Source organism: Priestia sp. SRI_019, assembly GCF_057586255.1.
Genome location: NZ_JBYCZN010000002.1, coordinates 76,045 through 88,566, shown reverse-complemented (window position 1 = coordinate 88,566; position 12,522 = coordinate 76,045). Strand labels below are relative to the sequence as shown.

At 39.6% G+C, this 12,522-nt stretch carries 10 protein-coding genes; 1 reads left to right on the top strand and 9 read right to left on the bottom strand.

Annotation, left to right across the window (positions count from 1 at the left end; genetic code table 11):
• Nucleotides 1-21 precede the first annotated feature (21 nt).
• From AC2YJL_RS10685 to AC2YJL_RS10650, 8 genes are all read right to left on the bottom strand, one after another.
• On the bottom strand, nucleotides 22-600 hold the full coding sequence (locus AC2YJL_RS10685) for a TerD family protein (protein WP_487374736.1): 579 nt from the start codon (nucleotides 598-600) through the stop codon (nucleotides 22-24).
• A 24-nt stretch (nucleotides 601-624) separates the two neighbouring features.
• Nucleotides 625-1,221 (bottom strand): TerD family protein, encoded by a 597-nt coding sequence (locus AC2YJL_RS10680; protein ID WP_487374735.1) that lies wholly within the window; start codon nucleotides 1,219-1,221, stop codon nucleotides 625-627.
• A gap of 288 nt (nucleotides 1,222-1,509) precedes the next feature.
• Nucleotides 1,510-5,148: a multifunctional 2',3'-cyclic-nucleotide 2'-phosphodiesterase/3'-nucleotidase/5'-nucleotidase gene (locus AC2YJL_RS10675; RefSeq protein ID WP_487374734.1), complete on the bottom strand. Its 3,639-nt coding sequence runs from the start codon at nucleotides 5,146-5,148 to the stop codon at nucleotides 1,510-1,512.
• 625 nt (nucleotides 5,149-5,773) lie between these two features.
• The gene (locus AC2YJL_RS10670) at nucleotides 5,774-6,220 is read right to left on the bottom strand and encodes a DUF6376 family protein (RefSeq protein WP_028408237.1); all 447 of its coding nucleotides are present in this window, start codon (nucleotides 6,218-6,220) and stop codon (nucleotides 5,774-5,776) included.
• Nucleotides 6,221-6,617: 397 nt separating this feature from the next.
• Nucleotides 6,618-7,598 (bottom strand): ABC transporter permease, encoded by a 981-nt coding sequence (locus AC2YJL_RS10665; protein WP_014459751.1) that lies wholly within the window; start codon nucleotides 7,596-7,598, stop codon nucleotides 6,618-6,620.
• Nucleotides 7,591-8,502, bottom strand: coding sequence for an ABC transporter ATP-binding protein (locus tag AC2YJL_RS10660; RefSeq protein WP_098333044.1), 912 nt, complete (start codon nucleotides 8,500-8,502; stop codon nucleotides 7,591-7,593). Before AC2YJL_RS10660 ends, AC2YJL_RS10665 begins: the two co-directional genes overlap by 8 nt.
• Nucleotides 8,503-8,515: 13 nt before the next feature.
• Nucleotides 8,516-9,310 carry an SGNH/GDSL hydrolase family protein gene (locus tag AC2YJL_RS10655; protein WP_230932767.1) on the bottom strand — a complete coding sequence of 265 codons (795 nt, stop codon included), beginning with the start codon at nucleotides 9,308-9,310 and terminating at the stop codon, nucleotides 8,516-8,518.
• 23 nt (nucleotides 9,311-9,333) lie between these two features.
• A complete protein-coding gene (locus AC2YJL_RS10650; RefSeq protein WP_230932768.1) occupies nucleotides 9,334-10,212 on the bottom strand; it encodes an NAD(P)-dependent oxidoreductase in 879 nt (292 codons plus the stop codon).
• Between the two features lie 348 nt (nucleotides 10,213-10,560).
• Between AC2YJL_RS10650 and AC2YJL_RS10645 the strand changes: the two genes are divergently transcribed.
• On the top strand, nucleotides 10,561-10,761 hold the full coding sequence (locus AC2YJL_RS10645) for a cold-shock protein (RefSeq protein WP_013057405.1): 201 nt from the start codon (nucleotides 10,561-10,563) through the stop codon (nucleotides 10,759-10,761).
• Nucleotides 10,762-10,967: 206 nt separating this feature from the next.
• Here the strand turns inward: AC2YJL_RS10645 and pdxR are convergent, their stop codons facing one another.
• The gene (gene pdxR, locus AC2YJL_RS10640) at nucleotides 10,968-12,401 is read right to left on the bottom strand and encodes a MocR-like pyridoxine biosynthesis transcription factor PdxR (protein WP_034651371.1); all 1,434 of its coding nucleotides are present in this window, start codon (nucleotides 12,399-12,401) and stop codon (nucleotides 10,968-10,970) included.
• Nucleotides 12,402-12,522 lie beyond the last annotated feature (121 nt).

Here is a 12,522-nt window from a genome sequence, read left to right as displayed (position 1 = left end):
TACGTTTTCTTACTTTAATGATTAGGTGTTTAAACCAAAGTCGTTGACAAGTGCCGCCAAGCCGCCTTGATAGCCGCTGCCAATGGCATTAAACTTCCATTCTCCGCCGTGTCGGTACAGCTCTCCTACTACAACGGCTGTTTCGATCGAGAAGTCTTCACCTAAATCATAACGAATTAACTCTTCGTCATTTGTTGCATTTAAAATACGAACGTAGGCGTTGCTTACTTGGCCAAAGTTTTGACCGCGTGCTTCCCCTTCATGGATCGTAATGGTAAACGCGATACGTTCAATAGATTGAGGCACATTTTTCAAATCTACTTGAACCTGCTCATCGTCTCCTTCACCTACGCCTGTACGGTTATCTCCGGTATGCTCAACCGCTCCGTTTGCACCCGTCGTATTATTGTAAAAAATAAAATCAGATTCTGAAGCGCATTTTCCTGCTCCGTTTAATAAAAAGACAGATGAATCTAAATCAAAATCGTTTCCACCGTCATACTTATTTACATCCCATCCAAGACCTACTACTACGTTTGTTAACCCTGGATTCGTTTTTGTTAAATCTACTTTTTGTCCTTTTGAAAGATTAATAGCCATTTCGTTTCCCTCTTTTCAAATTGTTTATTTTGTATATTTGTTTGCAATTTCAGCCAATCCAGTATCTCTCGTTGCATCTCCAGTTGCTGAAAACTTCCATTCATTCCCGTCTCGGTAAATTTCACCTGCAAATAAAGCGGTTGCTCCTGAATGATCTTCAGATAGATTAAAGTGTACAAGCTCTTCGTTTTTAGCGCTGTCCACAACTCGAATAAACGCATTTTTAATCATACCGAAATCTTGATTTCGCTCAACACACTGATAGATGTTGACTACAAACACAAGTTTATGTACGTTTCCAGGAACATTTCTCAAATTAACAAAAATTTGTTCATCGTCCCCTTCACCTGCTCCGGTAAGGTTATCGCCTGAATGCTTAACGCTCCCGCAGTTACTGTGACGATTTCCAAAATACACAACGGCTGAGTTACTTACAAGCTTATCGTTCGAATTGAGCATAAGAACAGATGCATCGCAGTCGATACTTGGTCCGTTTCCTCCGAAACCAAAAAAGCTGCGTTTTTTTACAGGATCCCATCCTAATCCAACCGTAATAGAAGATAGGCCTTCTCTTCCTTTTGTTAAATCAATTTTTTGACCTTTTTGTAGATTAATAGCCACGTTTATTTACTCCTTTACTATAGCGAACACATTCTTTTTCAGACTCTATATAGCTCTATATCATAGCGCAAATAAATGAAAAAATAGTGAAATCTTTTATACCACTTTTAACGTTTACGTAAATCTTCTTTCCATGGAAAGAATACCACAATCTGGTGATTGTTTCAAAAATTAAGTGGGCTGTTGTGACATAAATTAGTTGATTTAAAGTTTAAAAGGTAAGTCAGCTTACTAAAAAAAGACTGTCTCTAAACCGGAAATCCGAGTTATGAGACAGTCTTTTTTGGCTTATTGAGCTATTTTCAAAGCAGGCTCTTGCTGTTCAGCTGTTTTAGCAGCTGCCACGTTTTGAATACGTCCTTCTGCTTTGTATTCAAACGGGCTATTAAGTGTTTTAATATAGTTTACCGTTGCTTGTAAATCTTCTGGTCCCACTTCCATATCTGAAGAAAGTGCGCCAATCCCGTATTTTTCATTTCCATACATATAGTTATTGACTACTACTGTATATTCTTTTTCTTTGTCAATTTTACTTCCATCTGGAAGCTTGATATCAACTACTTTATTCGTGCTTCCATCCCACGTATAGTTAAAGCCTGCAATATGGAAATCTAGTCCAGATGATGTAATTTGATTGTTTAACACCGTTTCTAAATCCGCTCCGCTTAGCTTTACTTTATTTAAGACGTTGCCAAACGGCTGAATCGCAAATAAATCACCGTATGTCACGTCACCAGCATCAAGCTGTGAACGAACGCCTCCGCCATTCATTAACGCAAAGTCAGCTTTCATTTCTGCTTTCATGCCGTCAGCAATTAAGTTTCCAAGCGCGATATCGCCCGTTGCTCCGCTAGATGGATAACCTTTTGCTAGAGCAGTAGATGAATTTCCAACCACTTCTGCTTTAATAGGTGCTGCTAAGTCTTCATATTTTTGCATAATCTTTGAAACTTCAGGATCTGGCGTATAGTCTTTTTGATAAACGGTCACAATTTTTGCATCTTTTTTCACGATGTCACCCGTATTATCGATTTCAACGTCTACGTCAGAAAACGCTGAGCCGTATGAATAAGCTTGAACGATTAGTTTGTTATCTACTACTTTGTTGTTGTATACGTGATTGTGAGCTGAAAAGATCACGTCAACTTCATCATCAATTTTTTTAGCGATATCGGCTGCATCAAATTCGGTAGACGTTCCATTTTGATTAGATGGATTATGAGCAAGTACTACAATGGCTTTAATACCTTGCTTTTTCAGCTCTTCCGTATATTTATCAATCGCTGTTGCTTCGTCCGTAATTTTTAAGTTTTCATTTCCTTTACGAACAATCATGCTTGGCGTTTCTTGTGTTACAACGCCGATGAATCCAATTTTCTTGCCGCCTACTTCTTTTATCGCGTAAGGTTCCGTAATTAATTTATCAGTTGAAGTATCATAAGCATTTGCCGCTACTACTGGGAAATTCATGCCGTCGTATCCTTTTGTGCCTTTTGGATGGTCTCCGCCTTCAATCATACGATGAAGCTCAGCAATGCCTTCGTCAAATTCATGATTTCCAAGCGTGCCTACATCAAATCCAAGCGATTCCATCACTTCAACCGTTGGCTCGTCTTGAAACAGCGCTGAAACTAGCGGACTTCCGCCAATCATGTCTCCTGCATGAACTAAAAGCGTATTCGGATTTTCAGCTTCTTGTTTACGAATAGCTGCTGCTGTATATTTCATATTTCCAGCTAAAAGCGTTTGGCCATTTGAATTGATTTTTGTATCTGTATCGAGCTGACCGTGCAGGTCGTTCATCCCTAAAAGCTGAACCTTTGTATTATCTTTTGATTCGCCGTTTAAATTAATTTTGTAAATGCCGAATCCTTTGTCATCCGTTTTATTTGTATACGTAATGTTGCTTCCTTCAGTTAAATAGCTTTCTCCGCGCGGTGAGCTTGTGAACGTCACGTTAGCCGTTCCGTTAATTGGTGCAATGGACCAGTTATCGTCAGCTGTTGGTGTAATTTCTTTTTGCTCGGTGATGTAGTCCATTAGAATTTGACGGTTTTCATCCGCTGAATCCACCACAAGCTCGCTTCCTTTTAGACCAGGGAAGTTTCCGCCTCCGCCAGCTCGGTAGTTATTTGTCACAACGATAAACTCTTGGTTCGGATCAACCGGCTTGCCGTTATACGTTAAGTTAACAACGCGGCTTGAATCTCCGTGAATCACGTTTCCATTCACATCGTATTTTGCTGGTTTTGTTACGTCGATTTGGTATTGAACGCCATCAATAACGTCGAAGTTATAAACAGGGAAGCTTGGGTTTAATAATTCCTGCTCTTCTGTTTTGTTCGGTGTAATTTGATTAAACTTACCTGCAGACATATCAATCCAGTCTTTTACAACAGAACCTTTTACTTTAACTGCTTTTAACGTGTTGTCATATAGATACAGGTCGCCAGCGCTTCGGATCGTTAAATCCCCTTTTTTAATTTCCGTATATTCATCCACGCCGTTCCTTCCTGCTTTGAAAGGTGCTCCCACTGATAAGATCGGCAGGTCTTTGTATTCCGGCTTGTTTTGAGAAACATATTTTTCTACGTAATCTTTTTGTGCGTTTGTCACAACTTGAATAGATGGATCATCTTGCACAAGAGAAAAATAGCTGTGAATATCATCGGTCGTTTTACCGATTGGTGTGTTCACGTATTTAACCGTTGCATCGTGATCTTTTTGAACTGCTTTAACAACGCCTTTATCCGGTTCTACCGTGCTTTGCGTAACCGTTTTCCCTGACGCGTCTTTTACGTCTTTATACGTTTCACGCGTGGACGATTGAGAGCTTACTACTTTCCATTTTCCTTTTTCTTCTTTTAACGTTAAGTCAATTAAACCAAGTGACCCTCCGCCGTAACCTGCTTGAACAGCCGGAACGCCGTTGATCGTTCCTTTTGCATTATCAACTCCAGGAAGAGGTTTTTTATCTGCTCCGAGGAACAAACCGTCTAGCGCAGCTTCCGTTTTAGCAGGGAAGACTTTATGCGTGTGTGAAAACGTAATAGCGTCAATGCCTTTTACTTCACTTAATGAATAAATAACGTCTTCCGTATTTTGCTTGTTGCTGCTAAATCCAGAGTGAGCCATTGCAACAACTACGTCCGCGCCTTTTTTCTTCATTTCTGGAATATATTTGTTGGCTGTTTCCACAATGCCTTTTGTAATGACTTTTCCATCAAGGTTTGCTTTATCCCAATCGTTAATTTGAGGCGGTACAAAGCCAATGAAACCAACTTTAATCGTTCGTTTCTTTCCATTTTCATCGACGACTTTTTTATTCATAATTTTATAAGGCATAAATTTATTTTTATCGTTTTTCGGGTTGTTGTCATGATCATCAACGTAGACATTGGCATTTATGTAAGGAAAGTTCGCGTCGTTATACGCTTCTTTTAGAAAGTCTAATCCATAGTTGAACTCATGATTTCCAAGTGTTGCAATATCATAATCCAGCTGATTCATTGCTTTAAATACAGGATGAACTTCCCCTTTTTTTAGCGGGTCAATCTTGGCTTTATACGTGCCTAGAGGCGTTCCTTGGATGAGGTCTCCGTTATCTACTAATAAGCTGTTTTTTACTTCTTTTCGAGCGTTTTTGATTAAGGTAGCGGTTTTAGCTAAACCCACTTTCTCGTAAGAGGCATCTTTGAAATAATCATAGTTTAATAGATTCGTATGAACATCGGTTGTTTCCATCAGACGTATGTTCACAAGCGCATCTTTTTTATTATGGCCTTGATGCTTGCTTTGCTGTGAGCTTTGTCCAGGATGACGTTCTTCCGCTCCTGCCTGTGTAGTTAAAAGAGGCATAGATAATAGAGAAAGTGCCAGTGATGTGGATAGGATTTTTTTCGTTTTACTACTTTTGTTCTTTTTCATCTACCATTCACCTTTCAAGTAAGTTATCATCGCTATAAATCTAGCAACTGTTCAAAAATAGTATAGCAGAAAAGATTTATAAAGGATGTAAATTTTTTGATTTTTTAGTAAACCATTTGTATGCGTTTTATTAGCTTTTTGTAAACCGAAAAATTTTTTTAGTTTCCCTCTTCAAAATCAAGGACTATAGTTTTTATTAATTGGATGAATCATCCTTTTAGAATGAGTCTTATTACCTAATACATCAACGTTCCCACATCCTCTTTTCATTCAAAAAAAATTTATTTCAAGCGGTGTGGATATATGTACTATACATAGGATACGAAAAGCAGACATTAAGTTTGTCACAGCTTCTAACAAAATTTCGTAGATATAAAAAAGAAAGAAAAGGTTTTTCTTTCTAATAAATAGATATATTTATATAATTTTACATTTATAACAAAGAAACGATGTTGAGTCATAAGACATACCTACTACATCAATCCAATCTAAAGCATCTATACACATGAAACCTACGTTCACCTACAAATAAAAACATCCGAACGAAGTTGATTCTCCATCAAGAATCTTGATTCATCGTTCGGATGTTTTTTAGTTAACATACTTTTTTCTCAACCGCGTTTTCTTACTGACCTAATTCTTTAATTTGTTTCATAATACTTGATACATCTTGAATTGATTGAAACAATTCACTGTTTTTTAGCGCTTCTGGATTGAAGCTGCCATCCTTTATATTGGCTTCATACGCTTCAATTCCACTAATGATTTTTTCGTTTTGTTGAACAAGCTGATCGTGCACATCAGAAGCGATGTCAGGAGCTTTTGTTTGATTAAATTCTTCAGCTTTTCCTTTCATTTCCTGCAGCTTTTGCTCTAGCTTCTTTATTGCCTCGTCATCATTAACAGCCTTTTCCGCTAGAGGCGGTATTTCTTCAGCAAACTTTTGCGCTTCACTCACGTAATCTTTTGCATCATTTGCGTAGTTCAGCGTACTGCTTGTATCTTCAAGAAAAGAACAGCCGCCGACCATAAAAAGAACAGCAGTTGATATGACTAGCATCCACTTTTTCACTTAGCACTCAACCTTTCTTAGTTTCTTTTCTGCTATCTTCTTTTCGATTTTCGTTTCTTTAACTCTTTCATAATAATGGGTACAGCTTTTTTTATTCCTTTTTTTACAGCGGGGCTTTTTAACAGTCTCGATAGTTTTGACATTTTTAAGCTCCTCTCTTCTTTTGAAATAACAAAAAACACCTTTACCACATGTGGTAAAGGTGTTTTTATACAGACCTTTACCAATGGCAACATTGGCAAAGGTCTCGCTAACAATTTGCATTGTCAATAAAGCCGGAGATAATAATCTCGAAATGACGACTTTACTGCAAGAGCTACTCCCCTTTGAGCAAAACAGTATTTTTTGTTAACACAATCATAACGCACGTTCCTGATTATCGTCAACTTATACGGAATTAGTACACGTCTTTTTTGGTAAATACCAGAAACGACACGAGCAGCCCGGCAAGTCCCCAAATGGTTAACACACCCAAGGAAAACCCTAGTGTCATTCCTTCAGTCGGAGGAGCTGTGCCTTGCAGGTAAGAAGTTAAATTTAAATTGACCATAAACAAGTACTTAGCTGAATTCCACGAAGAAACCATACTGCTTAAAATCGTACCTGCAATCAAACAAGCAAGCATCACACCCATACCAGCAGCCGTACTTTTAATTAAAACGGACAGCATAAAAGCAAGCGTTCCAACGACCAAAGATACAAACCAAGCAAGGCCAAACTCCATTAAAATATATCTCCACTGCGAAATTAAATGGACGTCCGCTGTATTTAAATCATTTCCCTGCACGCTAAACCCCGTAAGAATCGGGGCTGTCCAGCCTTTAAATCCAAATACAACGCCAGAAATGAGGTACGACAAAACGCCAAACATTAAAATTAAAAACGAGACGGACATGACGAGCGTGATGTATTTACTAAGCAGGATTTTCCACCGTTTCACAGGCCTCGTCAACAATACCTTGATGGATCCCAAGCTGTACTCTGAAGACACTAAATCCGCTGCAATAATCATAATCATCAGCGGCAGCAAAAGCTGAATGGCGTTTTCAATGAATCCTCGCACAAACGTTGGTGCCCCTGGTTCCGAAGGATTGATATCGTTATCTAAATAATACTGCTGCTGCGCCACGCGAATTTCAAGCTGCTTGCGCCAATCATCTGAAATTTGGCTTCCGCTCAGCCGGTTTTGCGTATCGATAATTTCTTGCTGCAGCGTACTGCGCCAATCGGTCGTTCCTAGCTTTTCTTGAAGGCGCTGTGTTTCGCGAAGCTGAGCATAGGTAAACATGGAAATCAAAACGCCCATAATAAGGGTAACGATTAACAGGCGCTTTTTTCGAACGAGCTTGATCATTTCATTTTGAACCAAACTAATCAATCGATTCGCCTCCTGTCATTTCGATAAATAAATCTTCAAGAGTTGGAAGCTTTCGATTCATTTCTTTTACCGTTACTCCTGCTGCAATGAGCTGTTTATTCCACTCTCCCACTTCAGCTTCTTCATAAAACGTCGTGACGTACTCCCCCTGCACTTGCACAAAGTCCGTCACTTGTTTTAAAACGTCTATTCCTGCAGGCTGCGGATCTAGCTTCCACAGTAAACGCTCTTGCTGAGTTAACAGGGTCTTCACCGATTCTGTGTGAATAACTTCTCCTTTTGCGATAATCGCTACTCGGTCACACATTAGCTGAATCTCGCTCAGTAAATGACTCGATACTAGGACGCTTAGACCTTCACTTTCAGCTAAAAAACGAATAAATTTACGCATATCCCGAATCCCAGAAGGGTCTAGTCCGTTCGTTGGCTCGTCTAAAATAAGCACTTTTGGTTTTCCGAGAAGCGCTTGCGCAATTCCTAAACGCTGCCTCATGCCTAACGAATACGTGCGAACTAAATCGTGGATACGCTCTTGCAAGCCAACTAATTCCACCACTTCATGAATGCGTTCTTCTGTCATAGAAGGAATCATGCGTGAAAAGTGCTGCAGATTTTCCCAGCCGCTTAAGTATGGATACAGCTCAGGATTTTCAACAATACAGCCGATATGCTCCATCGCTTTTGTAAACTGCTTCGATACGCTGTATCCACAAATATAAATGGAACCAGCGGTCGGGCGAATCAAGCCGACAAGCATTCGAATCGTTGTCGTTTTACCGGCTCCATTGGGTCCTAAAAAGCCGAACACTTCGCCTCTTTTTAGTTCAAAATCAATATTTTTGATAATTTCTCGTTTTCCTATTACTTTTTTCAGTCCTTTTACTGAAAGCGTTACTTCACTCATATCATTCCCTCCCTCACCACGTAATAAGCGATGCTACACGTTCTGCGATCAGCTTGTAGCCTTTTGCATTAGGATGAAACTTATCGGTATATAAGTAGTCATCTACCTTTAGCTGAAACAAATCAAAGGTCGGAACAAAAACAGTTTGCTTATAATTAGCACTTAATTCACTGCTTTTGTAATTCCATTCTCGTACAATAGCCGTTGTCGTTTTTGCATCTTGCAGGTTACTAAACGGATTGTATAAACCAATTAAAAAAATCGTCGCGTCTTTATTGGCCGACCGGATGCTTTTTAAGATGCTGTCTACGTTTTTTAAATAGTCATTTTCTAGCTTTTGAATATTGTTTTTATTTAAGTTCTGCAGCGTTTGTCCGCCTTGAAATAAGTCATTTCCTCCAATGGTGATCAGTACGGTATCTGCCGACTTAACCTGCCGCTGAATTTCGTGCTGCTTTACTTGACTTGCCAGCTGCGAAGACGTTTGACCTTTTATTCCAAAGTTACTTAAGAGAATTTTCTTCTTCGTTTTTTCTTCAAGATTATCTTTTAAATACCCAACGTACCCTTTTCCCGCTGCATCTCCTGTTCCTCTTGTCAGTGAATCTCCTAAAGCAACAATCGTATAATTCTTGGTACTTTTGTTACTGCTGCTTGTTTCTTGCTTTGGCTTTGGCATTTCTTTTACAGTAGCTTTTGAGGCGCTAACATAATCATAAATAGACATTCCAAGTCCCGCTGCAAACAGCAGACACGAAATAATCGAAATCAAGGATACAATCCATACCCACTTTCCTTTCGCTTTCACGGGCTGCACTCCTTTTCGTCTTTTTAGTTATCTTTTTTTAGAGCTTCAACTGTTTTTAGTAAAGCGGACCAGTCTAAATGACCCCAGCCATTTTCGATTCCTTGTTCATAATGACCTTTCACAAGCTCTCCTAACGGAAGCGGAGCGGACACTTTTTTGGCTGCATCAATAGCCAGATTTACATCCTTTAGGCCAAGCTCCAGCTTGAACCCGGCTGGATCAAAGTCTCTTTTAGCAATTAAATTGCCGTAATTTTTATACACAGGAGATGCAAATAAGCTATTAACCACTTCAAGAAACTCCTCCGCTTGCATGCCATACTGTTCTACCATGACTACTGCTTCAGAAACAGCTTCTAACATCGATACTAATAAAAAATTATTGCCAAGCTTAGCTACATTTGATAAGTAAGGCTCGTCTCCTACAGTGAAAATAGTTTGACCAATCGATTCAAACAGCGGCCAAACGTGCTCTCTTGCTTCTTTATTACCTGCAACTATTACTTTGAGAGCCGCTGCTGCTGCTGCGTCGGGGCGACCTAAAACAGTCGCTGCCACAAAATGCTGTCCTGATGCAGCATGTGCGCTTGTTAATTTTTCCGACAAATCTACGCTAATAGTACTCACTGAGACGTGAATACCACCTTCTTGAAGGCCTGCAAGTACACCGGCTTCTGAAAGCGTTACTTCTTCTAAAGCCTCATCGTTTGAAAGAATCGTAAAGACAAGATTCGCTTCTTGTGCTGCTTGAGCAGGTGTCTCCACAACCTTTGCTCCTTTTTTCACAAGACTTTCCGCCTTCGAAGCAGTACGGTTATAAATAACAAGTTCATGACCCGCCTTTATCATATTTTCCGCCATCGGTAATCCCATATTTCCTAAACCAATTAAACCCACCTTCATCTTTACCACTCCATTTCAGCACTCAGTATGTACGTTTCTTATGCATGTCGTCTATCTTTAGAAAAAGCATATTTTCATTATTATATAACTACAGTAAAAGCGAATACAAAGAATAGCCTTTCTATAATGTTCAAAATGTGACATTTTTTAGACATGATTTATAAAAAACTTGTCTAAAAAATACGAATGGTTTTTAAATAAAGCGCTTGCAAACATAGGAAATTTCTGCTAAGATGTAAGAGAATTATTTTTGTTCGGTGGGGATGTATGAGTATTGTCACTTTTCGTCTTTAGATTTGAGCAAGAATAGTACCACAATGTGCGAGTCCGCACGAGGAGGCAACAATTATGGAACAAGGTAAAGTAAAATGGTTTAACGCAGAAAAAGGTTTTGGATTCATCGAGCGCGAAGGTGGAGACGATGTATTCGTACACTTCTCAGCAATCCAAAGCGAAGGCTTCAAATCTTTAGACGAAGGTCAAGCTGTAACATTTGACGTAGAACAAGGTCAACGCGGACCTCAAGCTGCTAACGTTCAAAAAGCATAAGAAACACAACATATCAGAAACAGATCCTTTAAAGGATCTGTTTTTTTGTGTACAAACATAAAAAAAAGCCCTGTTTTTCAACAGGACCAGTCGGTACAAATACAGAAGTAAAGTTAATGGTACTCTTAGTATAGCACAAGATCATAACAATCTATACGAAATAATAAAATAAAACTTTCATCCGGTACGTTTACCTATGTTTATAGCTATTCCAGACTCTCTAGGGCGCTTGCAAATCGTTTGATTCCTTCTCGAATGACCTCTTCTTCCCCTCTGCCAAACGTAAAGCGAATAGCTCCGCTTTGAGAACTCAGCACGCTTCCTGGTACAAAAGCCACTCCTCTTTTAAGCGATTCTTCCAATAGTCGATAGTCATCGACCGGCTGATTTACTTTGCACCATAAGTGAATCCCGCCTTGAGGTGAATCGAAAGATACTTTTGATCCGAGCAATTCGTTCAGACTCGACGACAGGGCATACTCTTGCTTTTTGAGCTCTTGTCTAAGCTTTTCAATATGTGAAGAAAACGTAGGAGAATCTAAGAATTGATAAGCAATCCACTGGGGAAAGATGCTGTGGCCAAAGTCAATTTGCTGCTTAGCGTCTGCCAGGCGCTGAATCACTTGCTCTGGCCCTACTATCCAGCCAATTCGAAGGCCCGATGCCACGATTTTAGAAAGCGAGCTGATATAGAGGACATTTCCGTTCTCGTCCATCGATTTCAGCGTTTGATGTACATTTCCGTCAAATGCCGTGAGTGAATAAGGATCATCTTCAATAAGCGGAATGCCGTATTCTGAAGAAAGCTCTAAAAACCGCTTTCGACGCGCTTCTGATAACACAATACCGGTCGGGTTTTGATAATACGGATTTAAAAAAACCATACGAATACGATGCTTTTTATGTAATTCTACTAAGTCCTCCGGGTTGGCTCCATTTTTATCTACAGGCAGCAAAAACGTTCGTAAACCTGCTGATTGAAAAAGCGGCAGTGAATAGCTATAAGACGGATCTTCAATCGCTACTGCATCTCCTGGTTTTAACAAACACTGAACAATTAAATGAAGTGCTTGCTGTGCACCTGATGTAATTAAAATGGAATTAGCATCGGTGGAGATTTTCCGGTACTCATGAACATGAGCAGCAATAGCGTCACGCAGACGTTCATTGCCGTGAGGATGATCATAGCCTAAATGCTCATTAAACGGCATGCCCGCTAATATTCGCTGAAAATCTTCACTTGGAAATAAGCTAGGAGCCAATTCTCCGCTGGCTAAGTTTACAAAATCTGTTCGCAAAGCTTCGCTTCTTATTCGTTGTACGAGCGGTAAATTAGGCAAAAATGAACCGTCTTCTACATATCTCCCCCAGTTTGGAATACGTTTACGGGAAATTCCCCAGATGCTTGAACTAACTCGCGTGCCGCTTCCTTTTTTACGTTCTACGATTCCAAGTGCCTGCAGTTCTTCATAAGCAGCTACTACCGTGCTTCTGTTCACGTTTAGCTCAGCAGCAAGCGTTCGTTCTGATGGCAGCATAGAATCCGGCGGAAACGCTCCCGATGAAATACAGCTTTCAATATATTCTGCAATTTGTTTATAAATCGCTTTTTTGCTAGCGCGATCTGGTCTCCAGTTCATGCGGCGTCAGTCCTTACATTTAAACTTTCTTATTAGTAGTTTATCCTTTATCTCTCTTATCTTAAAGCAGTTTTATAAAAAAAGACCATCCAATTTTGTGTTTTTTTGCTCATCCACTGTA

What these genes read in the sequence shown, in the direction of transcription:
- AC2YJL_RS10650 (WP_230932768.1), bottom strand. Translation starts at nt 10,212, where the DNA reads ATGAAGGTGGGTTTAATTGGTTTAGGAAATATGGGATTACCGATGGCG.
- AC2YJL_RS10645 (WP_013057405.1), top strand. Translation starts at nt 10,561, where the DNA reads ATGGAACAAGGTAAAGTAAAATGGTTTAACGCAGAAAAAGGTTTTGGA.
- pdxR (WP_034651371.1), bottom strand. Translation starts at nt 12,401, where the DNA reads ATGAACTGGAGACCAGATCGCGCTAGCAAAAAAGCGATTTATAAACAA.
- AC2YJL_RS10675 (WP_487374734.1), bottom strand. Translation starts at nt 5,148, where the DNA reads ATGAAAAAGAACAAAAGTAGTAAAACGAAAAAAATCCTATCCACATCA.
- AC2YJL_RS10660 (WP_098333044.1), bottom strand. Translation starts at nt 8,502, where the DNA reads ATGAGTGAAGTAACGCTTTCAGTAAAAGGACTGAAAAAAGTAATAGGA.
- AC2YJL_RS10685 (WP_487374736.1), bottom strand. Translation starts at nt 600, where the DNA reads ATGGCTATTAATCTTTCAAAAGGACAAAAAGTAGATTTAACAAAAACG.